We start from the raw sequence: 20,270 nt of genomic DNA on the forward strand, positions 1-20,270 counted from the left end.
CCCCACCCGGCCACCCCACCGCACCCACCCCGACCCCCGTGGGCGGTGGGCGGCCTCGGGCCGGGCGTCACCGTCACCCCGCACCCGGGGAACGCTGCCGCCCGGCCCGCCGAGGAAAACACCGGCCGCACGGCCGGCCCGGAGACCGACGGGACCACCCCGCCACCCTCCTCACCGGCGACGGCCGAGGAACTACCCGACCCGGCCGCCCGCCTGCTCCCCCACCGGCCGGTGTGGGCGGCGGCCGGCCTCGGCCTGGGCGTCGCCCTCGCCTCGGATCCGGAGGCCCGGCCCGCCGGGCCCGCCGAGGAGGCCGCCGCCGCGGTGATGCCGCCGCGGCGGCGGCGGGAGTTCCTGGCCGGGCGGCTCGCGGCGCGGCGCGCACTGCGCGCGGTGGGGCTGGACTGCGGGGAGATCCCGCGGGCGGGCCGCCTGCCGGTGTTCCCGCCCGGACGGGCGGCGTCGATCACGCACAGCGCCGGGGTCGCGGTGGCCGTGGCCCGGGCACCGGGCCGGGACACCCCGCTCGGCTGCGATCTGGAGCTGCGTCCCCTGCCCGCCCGGGCGGCGCGCCTCGTCCTGCGCGAGGACGAGGAGGAACTGCTGCGCACTCCCGGGCCCGGGGCGGCGCCGTGGTCGGTGACCTCGCTGTTCTCGGCGAAGGAGGCCGCGTGGAAGGCCCTGCACACCGGTCCCCGGGCCCTTCCCGCCGGCGCGCTGAGGACCCTGCGCGACCTGCGGGCCCAGCCGCTCGCCCACGGGCTGCGGATCGGGGCGCGGGCGGACCCGGCGCTCGCCGTGCACGTCGACGTGGTCGCGGTCGGCGCGGGCGTCTTCAGCACGGTGCTGGGCTGGGCCGGCCGCCGACGACCGGCCGCCGACCTCTGACGACCGGCCACTGCCCGCCGGCGGCAGGCCCACGGCCGCGCCACCCGGCCCTGGCCACCGGCCACCGACCACCGACCACAACACGGCCCCTGCCCCGCGCTCCACGCGCGGGGCAGGGGCCGTGTTCCGCTGTCAGGCCCGCGCGTTGACCAGGACCGCCATGTTGCCGGCCGGGTGCCGGTTGTCGTGGATCAGCTGGTGCGCCAGGCCGATCTCCTCGAAGCCGAACGTCCGGGACAGGCACGGGTCGACGAAGCCCTGGTCGATCAGCCGGGTCACCTCGCGGGCCTCGCGGGCGCTGGCCACGTGCGAGCCCTGCAGCCGCTTCTGCCGCATCCACAGGAAGCGCAGGTCCACGTCGCCGTTGTAGCCGGTGGTGCCGCCGCAGATGACGACCATGCCGCCGTTGGCGCACAGGTACATGGACGTGGGGATGGTGTCGGCGCCGGAGTGCTCCAGCACGATCCGCGGGCTGCGGCGCTCGCCGAGCACCTCCCAGAAGCGCCGCCCGAAGGCCCGCGCGCCGCTCAGCCAGCGGGCCATCGCCGCCTCGTCGGAGGTGTCGGGCATCCGGCCCCAGTGGTCGAACTCGCGCCGGTCGATCCACCCCTGGGCGCCGAGCTTCATGCAGAACTCGCCGCGCTCCTCGCTGGAGACGACCGCGACCGGGATGCCGCCGACGTGCCGTACGAGCTGGATGGCGATGCAGCCCAGACCGCCGGCGCCGCCCCAGATCAGCACCGGGTCGCCGGGCCGGACGGTGTGCGGCTCCCAGCCGAAGAGCTGGCGGTAGGCGGTGGCGGCCGTCGCCATGTAGCAGGCGGACTCCGCCCAGGACAGGCGGGCGGGCTTGGGGTGGCACATGTAGTCGTCGACGACGGCGAACTGGGCGAAGGAGCCGTAGTTCTCCTCGTACCCCCACACGCGCTGGGTGGTGGAGAAGGCCGGGTCGGCGCCGAGGCGGATGTCCTCGGCCGTCTCGTCCCACCGGCTGGCCAGGACGACGACCTCGTCGCCCAGCTCGACGTCCCGCACCCCCTCGCCGACGGCCCACACGACGCCGGACAGGTCGGAGCCGCCGATGTGGAAGTCCTCGGTGGCGCCGGCCTTCTGCCGGGCCGCGATCACGTCGAGCGGATGTCCCAGGGACGCCCAGACGTTGTTGTAGTTGACCCCGGCCGCCATCACCTTGACGAGCACCTGCCCGCGTCCGACCGGGGGCACGTCGACCACCTCGGTGCGGAAGGCGTCGACGGGCTGCCCGTAGCGTTCGCGGCGGATCAGCGAGGCGTACATCTTCTTCGGCACGGTGCCCATCTCGGGGGCGTCGCCGAGTTCGTAGAGCTCTCTGGTGGCGGTCGTGGTCACGTGGGGTCTCCTGGGCGGTCGGGGCCCGCCCCGGGGCGGGGCGGGCGGGGCCGGTCGGTCAGCGGGACGTCTCGCGCAGCACCTTGGCGACGGCGGCGCCGATCAGTGCGATGGGCTCGGGTTCGGTCATCTCGTAGTGGCCGCACGGCACCCGGTGGTCCTGGAGGGTGCCGTCGACGTACGGCCGCCAGCCGTCGGCCTTGTCGGGGAGCACCGCGAGGTCGCCGGGGAAGTCGGTGGCCCGCTCCCGGTCGGCGCTGAAGAACAGCACGTCCCCGCGGAACACGCCGGGCGCGAACTGCGGTGCCAGGCGCAGGTTGTTGCGCATGACCTCGGCGATGGCCGCGGCCTCGGCCCGGGTGACCGGTGAACTGGCCGGGTCCGCGGCCAGGCCGGCGTCGATGCGGTCCAGGACGTCCGCCACGCCCGGCGGCCGGTCCCCCGCCGGTTCGACGGGCAGGCCGGCCACCCGCGCCAGCAGGGCCGCCACCTGGCGTTCGGCCGCCGCGGCGTCGTAGGGGGTGCCGTGCGGCTGGGGGGCGTCCAGCATGGCCAGCAGCTCCACCCGTTCGCCCTGTTCCTGCAGGACGCAGGCCATCGCGTGCGCCACGAAGCCGCCGTAGGACCAGCCCAGGAGGCGGTAGGGGCCGTGCGGTTGCACCTGGCGGACGAGGTCGACGTAGGAGGCGACCATGGTCGCCGCGTCCGGCGCGGGCGGGCGGGTGCCGTCGAGGCCGGCGGCCTGGATGCCGTAGACCGGCTGGTCGCCGCCGAGGTGGGGCAGCAGGCCCGTGTAGCGCCAGGACACGCCCGCCCCGGGGTGGAGGCAGAAGAGCGGTGCCGCCTCGCCCTGGGCCCGCAGCGGCAGGAGCGGGGCCAGCGCGTTCGCGTCGCCGGACTCCCGTGCCGAGGTGTCGTCGGCCGCCGCGAGGAGTCCGGCCACGGTGGGCGCGGCCAGCAGGGTCGCGGCGGGCACGTCGAGCACGCCGGCCTGGCGCAGCCGGCCCGCCAGCACGACGGCGCGCATCGAGTCGCCGCCCAGGTCGAAGAAGTTGTCGTGGACGCCGATGCCGCCGATGCCGAGGGTCTCCTCCCACAGGCGGGTCACCGCCTGTTCGCGTGCGCCGCGCGGGGGCACGTGCGCGGTGGTCAGGCGGGGCCGCGGTCCGAGGGCCGGCCCGCCGGCCGCCGCGTCCCCGGTGTCCGGTGCGCCGGGGTCGGTGCGGGCGCCGGGGGCGTCGATCCAGTGGCGGCGCCGTTCGAAGGCGTACGGGGGCAGGGGGGCGCGCCGGGGGGTGCCCGGCACCTCGGGGAGCGCGCCGTCCACGCCCGCGCTCCACAGCCGGCCCAGTGCCTCGGCGAGGACGAACCCGTCGGTGGCGTCGGCCTTGGCGTGCCGCATGGTGGTCACCGTCACCGGGGTGTGCCGCGCGAGCTGGGCGGTGGCCAGCTTGGTCAGGGTGTCGCCCGGCCCGATCTCCACGAGGACGGGGCGGCGCTCCCACAGGGTGGTGATGCCGTCGGCGAACCGCACGGTGGCCCGGGTGTGGTCGATCCAGTGCCGCACCGAGGTCGCCTGCGCGTCGGTGATCCAGGTGCCGGTGACGTTGGTGACGAACGGGATCCGCGGCGGGCGCAGGGTGACGCCCCGCAGGTGCTTCTCGTACGTCTCCAGCACCGGGTCCAGGACGTGGGAGTGGGCGGCGGCCGGGATGCGCAGCCGGCGGAACGGCAGGCCGCGGCGGGTGAGTTCGGCCTCGAAGCGGGCGACGGCGTCCTCGTACCCGGCGACGGTGCAGGCGGCGGGGCCGTTGGCCGCGGCGAGGGACAGCTCCTCGTCGAGCAGCGGCAGCACCTCCTCGGCGGGCGCCGCCACGCCGACGGTCGCCCCGCCGGCGGAGCTGATGAGCCGGATGCGTTCGGCGACCAGGGGCAGCATCTCGTCGAGGTCGATCACCCCGGCCAGGCAGGCGGCCGTGTACTCGCCGAGGGAGTGGCCGATGAGCGCGTCGGGGCGCACCCCCGCGTCCATGAGGGTCCGGGCGAGGGCGTACTCGGTGACCACCAGGGCGAGGAACATGCTCGTGCTGTCGGCCTCGCGCCGCTGGAGCAGGGTGTCGCGCAGGTCGGCGCCGAGGGCGGGGCGCAGGATGCGCGCGCACTCGTCGACGGTGTCGCGGTAGGTGGCGTGCTCGCGGTAGAGGTCCGCGCCCATGCCGGGGTACTGGGTGCCGCCGCCCGGCAGCAGGAACGCCACCTGCGGCGGCTCGTCCGGCAGGGGCGGCGTGGCGGGCGCGGCGGCGCGCAGCGCGGACAGCGCCTCGTCGCGGGAGGCGGCGGTGACGGCCAGCCGGTGGCGCAGGGCGGGGCGGTCGGTGCGCAGGGAGTGCGCGACGTCGTCCAGGCGCAGCTCCGGCCGCCGTTCGAGGTGGTGGGCGAGGGCCTCGGCCTGGCCGCGCAGGGCGCCGGCCGTGCGCGCGGACAGGGGCAGCACCAGGCGGCGGCCGTCCACCGGTTCCCGGGGCGGGGCGGGCGGGGCGGGCGGCGCCTCCTCCAGGACGACGTGGGCGTTGGTGCCGCCGATGCCGAAGGCGCTGACCGCGGCCCGCCGGGGGTGCTCGCCGGCGGGCCAGTCCTCCAGGGCGGTGGGCACCCGGAACGGTCCGGCGGCGAAGTCGATGTGCGGGTTGGGCCGTTCGAAGTGCAGGCTCGGCGGGATCTGCCGGTGCTCCAGGGCCAGCACCGCCTTGATGAGCCCGGCGATGCCGGCGGCCGCCCCGAGGTGGCCGATGTTGGTCTTCACCGAGCCGAGGGCGCAGTAGCCGCGGCGGTGCGTGGACTGCCGGAAGGCCTCGGTGAGCGCGGCCACCTCGATGGGGTCGCCGAGGCGCGTGGCGGTGCCGTGCGCCTCGACCAGGCCGATGGTGCCGGCGTCGGTCATCGCCTGGGCCTGCGCGGCGAGGATGACCTCGGTCTGCCCGGCGGCGCTGGGCGCGCTGAAGCCGACCTTGCGGCGCCCGTCGTTGTTGACGGCGCTGCCCCGGATGACGGCGCGGATGCGGTCGCCGTCGGCGAGGGCGTCCTCCAGGCGTTTGAGGACGACGGCGCCGACGCCGTCGCCGGAGGAGGTGCCGGCCGCGTCCGCGGCGAACGCCCGGCAGTGTCCGTCGGGCGAGAAGGGACCGTCGGGCACGTACCGGTAGCCGAGCAGCGCCGAGGGGTTGACGGAGACCGCGGCGGCCAGCGCGGTGTCGCACCGGTAGTCGAGCAGGTCCTGGCAGGCGGTGTGCACGGCGACGAGCGCGGTGGAGCAGGCGGTCTGCAGCGACACGCTGGGGCCGGTCAGCCCGAGCTCGTAGGAGACGCGGGTGGCGAGCGTGCCCAGGGAGTTGGCGGTGGCCGCGTGCACGAGTTCCACCGAGCCGGGCTGCCCGGCGTACCGCGGGTGCACGTGGGCCGGGTAGTAGCGGCTGTCGCCGCTGCCCGCGTACACGCCGAACGTGCCCGTCGCGGCGCCGGAGCCGAGGCACGCGGCGTCCTCCAGGGCGTGGTACGCCGTCTCCAGCAGCAGCCGCTGCTGGGGGTCGACGACGGCGGCCTCGGCGGGGCTGTAGCCGAAGAACCCGGAGTCGAAGCGGTCGATCCCCTCGATGACCGACGCCATGCGGACCAGCGTGGGGTCGTCGAGGTCGCGCTCGGACCCGCCGGCGGCCAGGAACTCCTCGTCGGTGACGGGCCGCACCGACTCCCGGCCGGCGGCCAGGTTGTCCCAGAACGCGTCCAGGTCGTCCGCGCCGGGGAAGCGGCCCGCCATGCCGATCACGGCGACGGCCGGTGCCTGCTCGTCCTGCGGTTCGGTGGTCTCAGGCATGCCCTCGGTCCTTCCCGTGCCGTGCGGAGCGGCGGGCGCGGGCCGCGCGCTGCCGCTGGGCTCGTTCCTTGGCGCGGTCCAGGCCGCTCGGCCCGGTCCCGGCGCTCTCCGGTGGCGTCCGCGGGTCCGCCGGAGGTTCGGCGGCCGCGGTCTGCGGCCCGGTCAGGGCCGCCAGGTGGCGGGCCAGGTCGCGCACGGTGGGGTGCGCGAACAGGTCGACGACGGGCAGCTCGATCCCGAAGGCCCGGTCGACCGCGCTCTGGGCGGCGACCAGGAGCAGCGAGTTGCCGCCCAGGTCGAAGAAGTTGTCGTCCCGGCCGACCCGGTCGCGTCCCAGGACGTCGCGCCACAGGTCGGCGAGCCGCCGCTCCAGGTCCCGCAGCCGCTCCCCCGCGTCGGAGGCGGCTTCGGGCCGCGCGGCGCCGCCGGCCGCGCGCAGCACCCAGTGCTCCCCGCCGGCGGCCTCGGCGGCGGCCCGGTGCAGCGCGCCGAGGTCGGCGCCGTCCTCCAGGGCGACGCGTCCGGCCAGGCGCCGGACCTGCCGGGCGGGTTCCAGGACGTGGCTGCGGACCCAGGGGGCGCTGCGGTCGGCGCCGATCAGCAGGTGGGGTTCGTCCAGGGTGCGGGCCAGGTCGAAGGAGCGCAGCGCGGCGGCGGTGTCCAGGACGCGGTAGCCGCGGGCCTCGGTGAGCGCGGCGAGCCGGTAGCCGCTGCTCATGCCGCGCTCGCGCCACATGCTCCAGGCCAGGCTCTGCGCGGGCAGGCCGAGGGCGCGGCGGTGCAGGGCGAGCGCGTCGAGGTAGGCGTTGGCGGCGGCGTAGGCGGTGTTCAGGGCGCCGCCGAACCAGCCGTTCACCGAGGAGAAGGTGACGAAGGAGGCGACCGGGTGGTCGGTGCTCACGCGGTGCAGGGCCCAGGCGCCGCGCACCTTCGCCTCCAGGGCCGCGCGCCAGGTGGCGGGGTCCAGGTCGCCGACGGGGGCCTCGACGAGGTCTCCGGCCAGGTGCAGGACCGAGGCCAGGGGCGCGTCCCAGTGCCCGGCGGCCGCGCGGACGGCCGCCCGCACCTGCCGCTCGTCGGTGACGTCGGCGCACGCGTACCGGACGTCGCCGAGTTCGCGCAGCCGCCGGTAGGCCTCGATGCGGGCGGCGGCCGTCCCTCCGGCGGCGAGGTGCTCCGGCCAGGCGTCCTCCGGGGGGAGCGGGGTCCGGCCGAGGACGAGGAGCCGGGTGCCGGGCGTGCGCAGCAGGTGGGCGGCGAGTTCGGCGCCGACGCCGCCCAGTCCGCCGCTGAGGAGGTGGAAGCCGTCGGCGGCGGGCGGTTCGGTCCGGGCGGGCTGCTCGGGCAGCGGGGCCAGCCGGCGCACGTGGCGCCGTCCGCCGCGGTGGGCGACCTCGGTGTCGGCGGGGGTGCCGGCCGCTTCGGCGAGCAGGACGGGCACGGGGTCCTCGTCGCCGTGGGGGTCGAGGTCGAGGTGGACGCACCGCAGCCCGCTCGCCTCCTCCCGCAGCGACTTCAGGACGGCTCCGGCCAGGGCGTGCGCCGGGGACGGGCGGTCCTCGGCGGTGACCGCCTGGGCGCCCGCCGTCACGTACAGCAGGTCGGCGGGGCGCGGCCCGCCGGGCCGGTCGGCGAGGGCCCGGGCGAGGGCGAGCAGGGGTGCGGTGGCGGCCTCGGCGGCCGCCGGGTCGGCCGTCGCGGCGGTGTGCAGCGCGCCGAGGTGCACGACGGTGTCGACCGGCCGTCCGTCGGCTTCGAGAGCCCGCAGCAGCGCCGTGTGGTCGGCCCGCTCGGCGGGCCGGACGCGGTGGTGGGCGGCGTCGATCCGGGCGTACGACGTCCCGTCGGTGACCTCGGTGCACAGCCCGCCGTCGGCCCGCACAGACCGCGCCAGGCGCCGGGCGAGGTCCCGGGCCCGCGGGTCGCCGCCCGCGAGCACGAGGACGTGCCGGCCGGCCGCCGCCGTGCGCGGGCGGTGGCGTTCGGCGCGCTGCCACACCGGCCGCAGGAACCAGTCGGGCAGGGTCGCGGCGGTGCCCGTCAGCAGCTGGGCCTCGCGGACCGCGTCGTCGAAGGCGCCCGCCTCGAAGCTCTTGCGCAGCTTGGTCCGCTGGATCTTGCCGATCTCGGTCTTCGGGACGGCACCGGCGTCGACCGGCACGAGGAAGGCGGGGCTGACGCCGATCTCCCGGGTCACCTTGCCGGCGATCTCCCGCAGCGCGGTGGCGGGGTCGTGGCCGGGGGCGAGGTGGACGAACAGGGCGAGTTCGTCGGTGGTCGCCGCCGGGTCGGTGCGCACCGCGACCGCGGCGGTGAAACTGCGCACGGCGTACGGCAGTTCCTCGACGCAGGCCTCGATCTCGTGGCTGTAGTGGTTGACGCCGTTGACGATGATGACGTCCTTGGCGCGGCCGGTGATGTACAGCTCGCCGTCGCGCAGGAAGGCCAGGTCGCCGGTGTCGAACCAGCCGTCGTCCGTGAAGGCCTCGGCGTTGGCCGCCGGGTTGTCGTGGTAGCCGCCGGTCACGGAGGTGCCGCGGACCTGGAGCCGGCCGACGTCGCCCTCGGTGAGGACGGTGCCGTGCTCGTCGACGATCCGCATGGCGAAGCCGGGGTAGGGCAGGCCGCAGCTGACGAACGTCTCGTCGGTGCCCGGCGCGTCGGCCGGCAGCACGGCGTCGGTGACCACCGAGCAGGTCTCCGACATGCCCCAGCCGGGGTGCATGACGTCCTGGGGCAGTCCGTAGGGCCGCAGGACGTGCAGGAACCGGCGGGCCGCGGCGGCCACGACGACCTCTCCGGCGTTCATCACGAGCCGCATCGGCGTCAGGTCCCACCGCCGGTCCCCGAAGCGGTCGGCCTGCTCGGCCAGCAGGCCGAAGGCGAAGTTGGGCGCCCAGGTGACGGTGACCCGGTGCCGGTGGGCGAGGTCCAGCCAGCGCAGCGGGTCCTGCAGGATCCAGGAGGTCGGCGCGTGGATCTGCCGGCAGCCCAGGTACACGTCGCGCAGGTGGAACATCACCACGCCGGTGACGTGGTCGAGCGGGATCCAGTTCAGGGAGACGTCCCGCTCGCCGAGCCCGTTCATCTGCTCGGTGGCGGCGGACCGGGTCAGCACGTTGCGGTGGGTCAGGCGCACGGCCTTGGGCAGGCCGGTGCTGCCGGACGTCATCAGCATCAGGACGAGGTCGTCGGGCCGGGCGGCGTGCCAGTCGCGGTCCTCGGGCGCGTCCCGCAGCGCGTCGGCCGTGGTCAGGCGCAGCCCGGGCCAGTCCTGCCGGGCCGCCAGGTCGCGCAGGCCGGGCTCCAGGCCCGCGGAGCACACCATCCAGGGCCGGCCGAGCATCCGCCAGATGCCCTCCAGCTTGGTCAGTGCCGCCGAGGGGGTGGCGTAGGAGGCGGGGACGGTCAGCGGGACGGCGACGAAGCCGCCGAGGACGCAGCCCCACAGCACGGCGAGGAAGTCCTCGGTGGCGTCGCACTGGAGGATCACCTGGTCGCCGGGGCGCAGTCCGGCGCGCCGCAGTCCGGCGAGGACGTGGGAGGCCTCGGTGAGCAGGGACGCGTAGCTGCGCCGCGTCTCGCTGCCGTCGGCGTGCACGTGCACGATGTCGCCGTGGCCGCGCTCGGCGGCCCGTACGAGGGCCTGCGCCCAGCCGGGCACGGTCGGTTCGGTCAGCTCCGGTCCCTCGCTGAGCGCGGGGACGGCCCCGGTCGCGGTGCGCGGGCCGTCGGCCGGTGCGGACGGGGCGGTGCGGCGCGCGGGGCCGGCGTGGCGGCGGGCCAGTTCCTCCGGGGCGGCCTCCACCACGGCCTCGGCCGTGCGGACGCCGGGGACGCGGGCCAGGTGCTGCCGCCAGGCTGCGGCGGCGGCGCGGTCGACCGGGGGCAGGGCGCGCAGCGCGGCCGTGTCGAGCGCGCCGTCGGCGGTGCGGGGCAGGGCGTTGACCGCCGTGACGCGGACCGCGCCGTGTCCGGCCTCGTCGAGGACCTGCTCGACGCGTTCGGCGGCGTCCGCGCGGCCCGGCACGACGTACAGGTGCGGCGCGGCACCGTCGGAGCCGGGCAGGGCGACGGCGTCGCGGATGCCGGGCACGGCCAGGGCCGCGTCGGCCACCTCGGCGGCGTCGGCCGCCGCGGCCGCGGCGGGGGTGCGCGGGGGCGGTGCCGGGAGGTCCCCGATCCTGCGGTCCGGGTCCGCGCACACCGCGCGCAGCAGCTCGCCCAGGGCGCGGGCGATCCCCTCGGCGGTGGCGGCGTCGTACAGGTCCGTGGCGTACTCGACGTGCAGGTCGAGCCCGTCGGGCGTGCCGTCCGCGCCGTGCCGTTCGAGGACGTCGACGAACAGGTCGAACTTGGCGGTGCCGGTGGCGGTGGGCCGCAGCGGCACCGCGCGGTCGTCCAGGCGGAGCACGGCGGGTTCGTTGTTCTGCAGGGCCAGCATGACCTGGAACAGCGGGTGGCGGCCGGGGCGGCGGGGCGGGTTGAGCTCGTCCACGAGCCGGTCGAAGGGCAGGTCCTGGTGGTCCAGGGCGGCCAGGTCGTGCGGGCGCAGCCGGGCGAGCAGGTCCCGGAAGGCGGGGTCGCCTGAGGTGTCGGCGCGCAGCACGAGGGTGTTGGTGAGCAGGCCGATCAGGTCGTCCAGGGCGGGTTCGGAGCGGCCCGCGACGGGCGTGCCCACGACGACGTCCTCGCCCGCTCCGCAGCGGGTCAGCAGGGCGCTCAGCGCGGCGTGCAGCACCATGAACAGGCTGGCGCCCTCCCGTTCGGCCAGCTCCAGCAGGTCTCGGTGGAGTGCGGCGTCCACGGTCTCGGTGACGTGGGCGCCGGTGCCGCGCGCGGCATCCGGGCGGGGCCGGTCGCCGGGCACCGTGCACTCCTCGGGCAGGCCGGCCAGTGCCGCGCGCCAGTGCGCGGTCAGCCGTTCCAGCCGTCCCGTGCCGTCGGCGCCGGGGGCGAGCAGGGCGCGTTGCCAGACGGCGTAGTCGGCGTACTGCACCGGCAGCGGGTCCCAGGCCGGGGCGCGGCCCGCGCGGCGCGCCGCGTAGGCGGCGGCCAGGTCGTCGGCGAGGGGGCGCAGCGACCAGCCGTCGGCCGCGCTGTGGTGCAGCACCAGCAGCAGCGTGGTCTCCTCCCCGGTGCCGAACAGCCAGGCGGCCAGAGGGCCCTCGCCGGACAGGTCGAAGCGGTGCCGGCCGGCCGCGGTGACGTGGGCGGCGATCTCGTCGGCCGGGCAGTCCACGCGGCGCAGTCGCGGGCGCAGCTCCCCCGGCGGCAGGATCCGCTGGTGGGGCGTGCCGTCCCGCTCGGCGAACACCGTCCGCAGGCTCTCGTGCCGGTCGGCGAGGTCCCCGAGGGCCTCGTCGAGCGCCCCGGCGTCCACGGCGGAGCCGAGCGGCACCACCAGCGGGATGTTGTACGTGGCCGCCGCCCCGTCGAGCCGGTTCAGGAACCACATGCGTTCCTGGGCGTAGGACAGCGGGAGGAGTCCGGGGCGGTCGAGGCCGCCGAGGGCCGGGCGGCCGGGGGCGGCGGCGGGCCGGTCGGCGAGCCGCCGTGCGAGCGCCTGGGGCGTCGGCCCCTCGAAGAGGGCGGTGATGGGCACCTCGACGCCGCTGTCGTGCCGCAGGCGGGCCAGCAGGCGGGTGGCGAGCAGGGAGTCGCCGCCCAGGTCGAAGAAGTTGGCGTCGGCGCCCACCGTGTCGCGCGGCAGCCGCAGCACGTCCTCGAACAGGGCGCACACCAGGGCCTGTTCGGGGCCGCGCGGGCGGGCGCCCACCGCGGCGGCGGTGAAGTCGGGCGCGGGCAGGGCGTCGGTGTCGAGCTTGCCGTTGGCGGTGAGCGGGAGCGCGTCGACGTTCACGCAGGCCGCGGGGACCATGTGGTCGGGCAGGTGCGCGGCGGCGTGGGCGCGCAGCTCCGCCGGGCTCGGCGGCCGCTGCCCGGCGGCCACCGTGTAGGCGACGAGCTGCCGGGCGCCGTTGTCGGCGCGGCGCACGACGACGGCGGCCCGGGTGACCTGCGGGTGGGCGGCGAGGACGGCCTCGATCTCGCCGGGTTCGACGCGGAAGCCGCGCAGCTGGACCTGCTGGTCGGCGCGGCCCACGTACTCCAGGGTGCCGTCGGCGCGGCGCCGCGCCAGGTCGCCGGAGCGGTACATCCGGCCGCCGGGCGGGCCGAACGGGTCGTCGAGGAACCGCTCGGCGGTCAGCTCGGGCCGGCCGAGGTACCCGGCGGCCACGCCCGCGCCCGCGACGTGCATCTCGCCGACGGCGCCCGGCGGCACCGGCCGGCCCGCCGCGTCCAGCAGGTGCACCCGCAGGTCCGCCAGCGGCCTGCCGATGACGCTCGTGCGGCGGGGGTCCGTCAGGTCGGCCTCGGTGATGCGGTGGTGGGTGACGTGCACGGTGGTCTCGGTGATGCCGTACATGTTCACCAGCGCCGGACGGTCCAGGCCGTGCCGGTCGGCCCACGGCCGCAGCCGCTCGGGTCGCAGGGCCTCGCCGCCGAAGACGACGTACCGCAGGGCGCCCGCCGCATCCGGGCCGTCGCCCGGTGCCCGCTCGGCGTCGGCGTCCATGAGCTGTTCGAAGGCGGACGGCGTCTGGTTGAGGACGGTGACGCCCTCGCGGTGCAGCAGCCGCAGGAAGTCGCGGGGCGAGCGGCTGACGGCGTACGGGACGACGACGAGCCGGCCGCCGTGCAGCAGGGCGCCCCACATCTCCCACACCGAGAAGTCGAAGGCGTAGGAGTGGAACAGCGTCCACACGTCGTCCGCGCCGAAGTCGAAGTGCTCGGCCGCGGCGGCGAAGAGGCGGACCACGTTGGCGTGCGCGACGGGCACGCCCTTGGGGCGGCCGGTGGAGCCGGAGGTGTGGATGATGTACGCGGTGTCCGACGGGCTCGTCGGTCCCCGCCGCTCGGCGCCGGTCAGCTCGCCGGCCGGGCGGGCGGCGAGGTCCGCCTCGACGGCGGGGTCGTCCAGGACGACGGCGGGCACGCCGCCGGTGAGGCGGGCCGCGAGGCCGGTCTCGGTGACGAGCAGGACGGGGGCCGCGTCGTCCATGACCAGCCGCAGGCGCTCCGCCGGGTGGCCGGGGTCCAGCGGCAGGTAGGCGGCGCCGGTCTTGAGGACGGCCAGCAGGGCGGGCAGCAGCCGCGGGCCCCGGTGCAGGGCGAGCGCGACCACCCGGCCCGGGCCCGCGCCGCGCTCGGCCAGCAGCCGGGCCAGCCGGTTGGCCTCGGCGTCGAGTTCGGCGTAGGTGAGCCGTCCGTCCTCGTACGTCACCGCGACGCGCTGCGGCCAGGTCCTCGCCTGCCGCTCGAACAGGTCGGTGAGGGTGCCGGTGACGGGGAGGTCCCGTACGGGTGCGTCACGCGGGTGCTCGCCGGGCAGCAGCAGGTCCAGGTCCCCCACGGTCGTCTCGGGCGCGGCGTCCGCCAGGTGCCGCAGCAGGGCCAGGAACCGGTCGCGGTGCAGGGCGAGTTCGTCCTCCTCGTACAGGGCGGGGTTGGCGTCGAAGGCCAGCCAGAGCCCGCCGGGGCGGGTTCCGGGCCGCACGGAGATCTGGAGGTCGTCGACGGCGCCGCCGGAGAGGTGGTGCCAGGTGGCCGGGTGGCCGCCGAAGTGGAGGGTCTCGGTGAACGGGACGATGTTCAGCACCGGCCCGTACAGCCGGCGCCCGGTGCCCAGCAGGTTCAGGTCGCGGCGGAGGAACTCGCCCCGGTACTGCTGGTGCCGGCGCAGCGCCGCCAGCTCGTCGGCGACCGCGCGGACCAGGCCGGCGACGGAGGTGCCGGGGTCGGCGGCCACGCGCAGCGGCAGGACGTCGGAGGCGGTGCCGGGGGTGCGCAGGGCGGCGCTGCCGAGCCTGCTCATCGTGGCCATGCCGAGCACGAGGTCGCCGGCGCCGGTCATGCGGTGCAGGTAGGCGGCGACGGCGGCGGTCAGCAGGTCGGTGCGCGTGGCGCCGAGCCGGGCCGCGGCGGCCGACAGGGCCTCGGCCTCGGTGTCCGTCAGCTCCGCGGTGCGGCGCAGGAACGGGGCGGTGGGCGGGGCGTCGCGGCGGGTGAGCCGGGCGGGCTCGGGCAGTCCGGCCAGCCGCCGCGTCCAGTGGTCCCGGTCGCGGGCGCAGCGCTCGGAGGCGAGGTAGGCCTCCTCCTCGGCCTGGAGGCGGTGCACGGGGGCGAAGCCGGCGGGGGCCGGTTCGCCGCCCTCGGCCAGGGCGTTGTAGACGTCGGCGAGGCGGCGGCCCAGGAGCTTGTAGCTGTACCCGTCGAGCAGGATGTGGTGGGCCCTCAGCAGCCACAGGTGCCGGTCGGGGGCGAGGGTGATGAGGGTGTGGGCGAACAGCGGCCCCTTGTCGAGGTCCACCGGGGTGGCCAGGTCCGCGCGGACGTGCTCCCAGGCGGCCGCCTCCGGGTCGGCGGCGTCGCCGACGTCGATCCGGTGCAGGGTCCAGTCGTGCGCGTCCGGGGCCCGGTGGCAGCGGGGGCCGTCGTCCGTCTCCCGGAAGCGCAGGGCGAAGGTGTCGGCCTCGCCGACGGTGCGGCGCAGCGCGGTCTCGAACAGGCCGGTGTCCAGGGCGCCGTGGATCTCCACCGCCTCCGCGGTGTTGTGCGCGGCGTGGTCGGACGCGAGCCGCCCGGCGTACCACAGTCCCTTCTGGGCTCCGGACAGCGGTCGGTGGTCGTCCTCGTGGAGTGACATGGCACAGCCCTCACGTGACAGGTCGTAATGTCCCGGCCGGGGACGCCCGGCCGGGCGGACGGCGATGCGGCCTCGGCCCGTGCGGCGCGGAAAGGCACGGTCGCGCGCCGAGGGCGCGGGGTCGGCACGACCCCCTCCGCCGGCCCTGCAAGTGCCCTCAGGGTGCGACGGCGCGGCGAAACCGATCAAGCCAGGACCGGCCCCGCGGCGGGAATTCAGGTGTTTCCCTCAACTGTCCGGAGGCCGGGATAGCGCCGGCCCGGCCAACTTTTAGGGAATTCCCGGAAGTTGGGCCCGTGCCCCCGTCCCGGGTGGATTCGCCGGCGCCCGGCATTGCACTCTCGAACGGGCGTCGGACTCGCACGACCCCCGCAGGTGACGGCCCGTCACCTGCCGTGAACCAGGGAAGAGAGCAACGGAAAGAAGGCGGGCGGCATGCACCGTGCGTTGTGTCCGGTCGAGACGCTGTACGTCGGGCAGCGGAGCAGAGCAGTGCTCTCGTGCGCCCTGCGCGGACGGGTGGACGTCGGGGCGCTGTCGGCGGCGTTCGACGCCGTCACGCAGGCCCACCCGACGCTGCGCACGCGCATCGTCCCGGACGGCCCGGGTTTCGTCCTGCGGCTCCTCACCGAGGAGGAGCGTCCCCGGCTGATCACCCGCACCGGCGGCGAGGAGGCCTACGCGGCGGAGCTCAACACCCCCCTGCCGGTGGGGGGTCCGCTCAGCCGCGCGGTCCTGGTGAGCGCCCCGGAGGGCGACCGCCACCTGTTCGTCCTCGTCGTGGACCACACCGTCACGGACGGGCACAGCAGCATCGCCCTGCACAACGCCCTGTGGGACCGCTACCGCGCCCTGGTCGAGGGCCACGGGGACGCACGGCCGCCGGCCGCGGCCGACGGCGTCCCGGGCGGCGAGCCGCGGTGGCCGGAGCCGATCAGCCGGCTGCTGCCCGCGGCCGACCCGGCGGCCACCGCCGCCTACCTGGAGCGGCGCGTCGAGGAGGCACGGCGGCACCCCGTCGAGCTCGTGCCCTACGACGTGCCGCGCCCGGCGGCCCCCGGCGCCGGGCAGGCCGCGGCACCCGCCGGTGACATCGAGGTGCGGCGGCTGACGCTCGACGAGGAGCGCACCGCCCTGCTCCGGCACACCGCGCGCCGGGCGGGCGTGTCCGTGCACTCCCTGGTCGCCGCCGCGCTCCTCACCACGGCGCGCCGCCGCCTGGAGGGCGACGGGCCCCGCACCCTGGGCTGCCTGTCCCCCGTGGACCTGCGGTCCCGGGTGTCCCCGCCGGTTCCCGCCGCGGTCATGGTGCCGGCCGTCACCACCCACCTGCAGACCCTCGACGTCGCCACGGACACCGACCCCGCGGCGCTGGCGCGTACCGTCCACACCCGGCTGGGCGACTTCATCGCCCGCGCCGACCACCACCACGAGATGCGGATCACGCCGGAGATCCCCCGCAATCCGGCCCTGCAGCTCGCCACCGTGATCGCCACCAACATGGGCGTGGTCCCCGGCCCCCGGCTGCCGGCCGGACTGGAGGCGACCGACGTGCGGCTGGTGCCCGCTCGCGAGCACTACTTCCCGCAGGCGGGCCGCAGCCCGGTCATGGCGTGCGTCGTCTCCTTCGACGGGCGGCTCGCCATCGAGTTCCCGCACTCCACCGCCTGCTTCAGCCCGTCCTTCATGCGGGCCTTCCGCGACGACGTCCGCACCGGACTCCTCGCCTTCGCGGACGCCTCCGGGCCCCTGCCCGCGCCCGCGCACGCACGGTGAGGACGGCCACCCCGGCCCACCGCGCACGACCGCACCGGCTGCCACAAGGAGCACCCCCCACATGAGCACCCTCAGCCAGACACCCGCGCCCCTCGCGCTGCTGCCCCGGGCCCAGGCGGGCGACGAGCAGGCGATGAACCACCTGCTGACCGGCATCACCCCGTACGTGGCCCGCCTGTGCCGGTCCGTCACCCACGACGACGGCGCCGACGCCACCCAGGAGGCGCTGCTGGCCATCTACCGCGGTCTGCGCACCCTGCGCGAGCCGGACGCCTTCTACGGCTGGGTGCGCGCGGTGACGCTGCGCGAGGCCGTCCGCACCGCGAAACGGACGGGCGCCGAGGGAACCTACGTACGGGTCGACTCGGGCCAGGAGACCAATCCGCTGGACGCCGTGCACATCAGCGACGTCCTGGAGCGGCTCTCCCCCTCCCACCGGCAGGTGCTCACCCTGCGCGCCTACGGACTCACCGAGGAGGAGATGGCGCAGACCCTGTCGTTGCCGGTCGGGACGGTCCGGTCCCGTCTGCACCGGGCCCGCCGCCGGTTCCGCGAGGCCTGGCTGCCCTCGGCGGCGTAGACGGCGGTGAGGCGGTCGCCGGCGGTGCAGGACACCGCCGGCGGCCGCCTCGCTCCGGGCCCGCCGCCGGGGACGGCTACTCCACGAACTCGGGGAGGAGACGGGGCGGCCACTGCCCCACGGCGAACATGCCCAGTCCGTGGGCGCGCGCCACGAGCGCGGGTCTGTTGGGGGCGTCGAACCTGCGCAGCAGGCGTCCTACGCGGTACTCGACCCCCTGGCGGCTCATGTAGAGGCTGTTGGCCAGTTGCGTCGTGGACGCACCGCCCGCGACGCCTTCGAGGACGCGCGCGTCCAGGGTGCTGAGCGTCTGTTCGCCCTGGGACTCGGAGGGGTCCGGCTCCTCGCCGTGGCCGAGCAGGATGACGAGTCCGGCGGGACCGTCCGGGCCGGCGACCGCGATGGCCGTCAGGGTGGCGCGGAAGGCCCGGCCGGTGCCGTCCCGGCCGGTCACCCGTTCCGTGAACCAGCTGTACCGGCCTTCGCGGAGGTCGGTGAACCGGTGCCGCAGACGTGCGGGTGATCGCGCGAGCAGGAGGTCGCAGAGGTCATGGCCGTATATCTCGCCCGGGCTCAGCCCGAAACGCCCGGCGAACTCCGCCTCCGCCGCGGTGACGGTCATGTCTCCGGGGGACAGATGGGCCGTGTGGACGCGGCGCCGGCGGCTGCCGGCGAGGTCCTGTGGCAGAGCCTGCGACGCGGCCCTGGCGGCGGCCTTCCGGTCGCCGCGGGATGAGACGGAAGAGGCGGTGATGCTCGTGGTGACCACGACGTACCGTCTTTCTGTGTACATGAGGGGGGTGGGAGGCCTCGCGACTGCGGACAACGTTGTCAGACCCGTTTGTCCCCGGATGGCGTCCAGCCGAGGTGTTCGAGGACCGCCGGCGGCGTACCCACCAGGGCCGCTGGAACGGTTGCCGTGGCCGCGGAAGCAGGTGCCGTGACCGTCACTGCGATCGATCTCCGTATTGAGCCCGACCGGGCGCAAGGGAGCACAGGAACCTCCGGAGGCGAGACACGATCACATCAGGGCGGCACCTTGGAGGCTAAAGCCAGGAAAGGTAGTTGGCAAGAGTTTGCCTACCTGGGCAACCGGTTTGCCAACGATCGGCAGGGCACGCTTTCGGCCGGTCGCACAGCGCTACTCGCCTGGTCAGCGGGGCTGCCACCGGGGAAGGCCGTGTTCGAGCCGGTCTGCCGTGTGTTCGCCATTGTGTTGATCACGTTGTTGACGTTCCGTAAAATACCGGTGACTCCCGCACGCCGCCCGCGGACCGCGTGGAGGGGAGCGGACTCGCGAAGACCTCGGGGACCAGAGGGTGGGAATGCTCGAGCAGCCGCACTTCGGCCGACGATTGAGGAAGCTCCGGCTGGAACGGGGCCTGAGCCAGGCAGCGGTCGTCGGCGAGGGCATGTCGACGGGGTACCTGTCGCGTCTGGAGTCCGGTGAGCGCCGGCCCACGCCACGCGCCGTCACCTACCTCGCCCAGCGCCTCGGCGTCGACGTCTCCGTGCTGAGCGAGCCGCAGGTCACCGGTTCGCTCAGCCGTGAACTCGCGGCCGCCGCCTCGGCGCCGCCCGGCACGGACAGCACCGCCTGCCTGGCCGGCGCGCTGCGGGACGACGAGGCCGCCGATCCCGCCGCCCGCTGGCAGGCCCTGTGGCAGCTGAGCCGCATCGACCACCGCAACGGCGCCTACCGGCAGGAGTGCGGCCGTCTGCGCGAACTCATCGAGCTCAGCGACCTGTTGGCGGCGCCGGAGCTGCTGGTGAGGTCGAACGTCCAGTACGCCCGCTGCCTGCGGACCCTGGGCGACCTGCGGACGGCCGAGCCGGCCGCCGCGACCGCGCTGGCCGTCGCGCACGAGGAGGCCCTTCCCACCGCCGACACCATGGCCGCGCTCGTGGCGCTGATCGGCATCGAGACCGAGCTGGGCCGGCTGGACACGGCCGATCTGCACGTCCACGAACTGGAGCGGACCCTGCTGCCCGCGGCCACCGCCCCCCAGGCGGCCGAAGCCCTGTGGACCGCGTCCCTGGTCAGTCACCGCCAGGGTGACCACGTCACCGCGCAGAACCGCCTGGAGACGGCCCTCGGCCTGCTCCAGGGCGGGGACGACCTGACCCTGTGGACCCGGCTGCGCACCGCCGCGACCGCCGCCGCCCTGGAGATCTCACCGCCCCGGGTGGAGGCGGCCCGGCGCTGGCTGGGCGAGGCCGAGGTGGTCATCGAACTCGTCGGCACGCCCCCGCAGGTCCAGGAGTTGAATGCCTTACGCGCCCATCTCGCCTTCCACGAGGGGAGGTTGGACGAGGCCCGCGCGCTGTCACGCGCCCTGCTGTCCGACGACGACCTGCGCCTGCCCTACCGGGAGCGGGTCCGGCTGGCGGTTCTCGACGGCCGGCTGGCCATCCTCGACGGCCGCATCGAGGAGGGCATCTCCGCGCTGGAGCGGCTCGGCCGCCAGGCGACGGGCGCGCGGAACCTCGATCTGGCCGCCCACGTGTGGCAGTCACTGGCCACGACGCTGGCCGAGGTACGGGCGCCGGTGGTCCGCGAGGCGCGACGGTAGCACCGTGATCCGGCGGGGGCCGCGCGGTGTGCGGGCCCCCGCGTCGGGGCCGAGAGCTCCACGCGGTACGCCAGCCACCGCATCGGGACCGAGAGCTCCACGCGGTACGCCAGCCACCGCATCGGGACCGAGAGCTCCACGCAGTACGCCAGCCACCGCATCGGGACCGAGAGCTCCACGCAGTACGCCAGCCACCGCATCGGGGCCGGGGGTTCCGGCGGCCTCGTCGCCTGCGCGGTGCCGGCGCGCGGGCCGCGCCGGGCCGCGCACCGGCCCCGCTCGGCCCCGCGGGCGGCGGCCCGCCTCGCCCGCCGCGCCCGCCGCGTCCGGTGCCGCGGACCGCACCCCGCCGCCCGGTACAGCCGCCGGGCTTCGGCCCCCGCGGCGTCCGGCCGGCGCGATGACGCCGTCTCCGGCGGGGCGGGCGCCCCGAAGGGGTGAACGCGCGGCGAACCGCGGCCGCGCGACGCGGCCGGGCCCGCAGACTTCCAGGTGCGCAGCCGG

Annotated in this window: 8 protein-coding genes; 4 read left to right on the forward strand and 4 right to left on the reverse strand. The window is 76.3% G+C overall.

What is annotated here, in order from left to right; all coding sequences use genetic code 11:
* Nucleotides 1-45 precede the first annotated feature (45 nt).
* Nucleotides 46-888, forward strand: a complete 843-nt coding sequence (locus tag ACIF8T_RS31930) for a 4'-phosphopantetheinyl transferase superfamily protein (RefSeq protein WP_400039834.1) — start codon at nt 46-48, stop codon at nt 886-888.
* Nucleotides 889-1,020: 132 nt separating this feature from the next.
* Here ACIF8T_RS31930 and ccrA read toward each other — a convergent pair whose 3' ends face one another.
* The 3 genes from ccrA to ACIF8T_RS31945 form a co-directional block, all read right to left on the reverse strand.
* Entirely contained in the window at nt 1,021-2,205 is a 1,185-nt protein-coding gene (gene ccrA / locus ACIF8T_RS31935; RefSeq protein ID WP_400039869.1) for a crotonyl-CoA carboxylase/reductase, read from the reverse strand.
* Between the two features lie 109 nt (nt 2,206-2,314).
* On the reverse strand, nt 2,315-6,127 hold the full coding sequence (locus tag ACIF8T_RS31940; RefSeq protein WP_400039835.1) for a type I polyketide synthase: 3,813 nt from the start codon (nt 6,125-6,127) through the stop codon (nt 2,315-2,317).
* Complete coding sequence (locus ACIF8T_RS31945) at nt 6,120-14,837, reverse strand: amino acid adenylation domain-containing protein (protein ID WP_400039836.1); 8,718 nt, start codon at nt 14,835-14,837, stop codon at nt 6,120-6,122. Before ACIF8T_RS31945 ends, ACIF8T_RS31940 begins: the two co-directional genes overlap by 8 nt.
* 435 nt (nt 14,838-15,272) lie before the next feature.
* Here ACIF8T_RS31945 and ACIF8T_RS31950 point away from each other — a divergent pair, with 435 nt between their 5' ends.
* Both ACIF8T_RS31950 and ACIF8T_RS31955 read left to right on the forward strand, forming a co-directional pair.
* Nucleotides 15,273-16,613, forward strand: coding sequence for a protein kinase (locus ACIF8T_RS31950; RefSeq protein WP_400039837.1), 1,341 nt, complete (start codon nt 15,273-15,275; stop codon nt 16,611-16,613).
* Between the two features lie 61 nt (nt 16,614-16,674).
* Complete coding sequence (locus ACIF8T_RS31955) at nt 16,675-17,193, forward strand: RNA polymerase sigma factor (protein ID WP_400039839.1); 519 nt, start codon at nt 16,675-16,677, stop codon at nt 17,191-17,193.
* Nucleotides 17,194-17,269: 76 nt separating this feature from the next.
* Here ACIF8T_RS31955 and ACIF8T_RS31960 read toward each other — a convergent pair whose 3' ends face one another.
* The gene (locus tag ACIF8T_RS31960) at nt 17,270-17,815 is read right to left on the reverse strand and encodes a PAS domain-containing protein (RefSeq protein ID WP_400039840.1); all 546 of its coding nucleotides are present in this window, start codon (nt 17,813-17,815) and stop codon (nt 17,270-17,272) included.
* 703 nt (nt 17,816-18,518) lie between these two features.
* Between ACIF8T_RS31960 and ACIF8T_RS31965 the strand changes: the two genes are divergently transcribed.
* Nucleotides 18,519-19,766, forward strand: coding sequence for a helix-turn-helix domain-containing protein (locus ACIF8T_RS31965; protein WP_400039842.1), 1,248 nt, complete (start codon nt 18,519-18,521; stop codon nt 19,764-19,766).
* Nucleotides 19,767-20,270: the final 504 nt, after the last annotated feature.

Source organism: Streptomyces sp. NPDC085946, assembly GCF_044540485.1.
GTDB lineage: Bacteria > Actinomycetota > Actinomycetes > Streptomycetales > Streptomycetaceae > Streptomyces.

Bases quoted from the DNA above. Each gene is read 5' to 3' on its own strand.
- ccrA (WP_400039869.1), bottom strand. From the start codon at position 2,205: ATGGGCACCGTGCCGAAGAAGATGTACGCCTCGCTGATCCGCCGCGAA.
- ACIF8T_RS31940 (WP_400039835.1), bottom strand. From the start codon at position 6,127: ATGCCTGAGACCACCGAACCGCAGGACGAGCAGGCACCGGCCGTCGCC.
- ACIF8T_RS31945 (WP_400039836.1), bottom strand. From the start codon at position 14,837: ATGTCACTCCACGAGGACGACCACCGACCGCTGTCCGGAGCCCAGAAG.
- ACIF8T_RS31950 (WP_400039837.1), top strand. From the start codon at position 15,273: ATGCACCGTGCGTTGTGTCCGGTCGAGACGCTGTACGTCGGGCAGCGG.
- ACIF8T_RS31955 (WP_400039839.1), top strand. From the start codon at position 16,675: ATGAGCACCCTCAGCCAGACACCCGCGCCCCTCGCGCTGCTGCCCCGG.
- ACIF8T_RS31960 (WP_400039840.1), bottom strand. From the start codon at position 17,815: ATGACCGTCACCGCGGCGGAGGCGGAGTTCGCCGGGCGTTTCGGGCTG.
- ACIF8T_RS31965 (WP_400039842.1), top strand. From the start codon at position 18,519: ATGCTCGAGCAGCCGCACTTCGGCCGACGATTGAGGAAGCTCCGGCTG.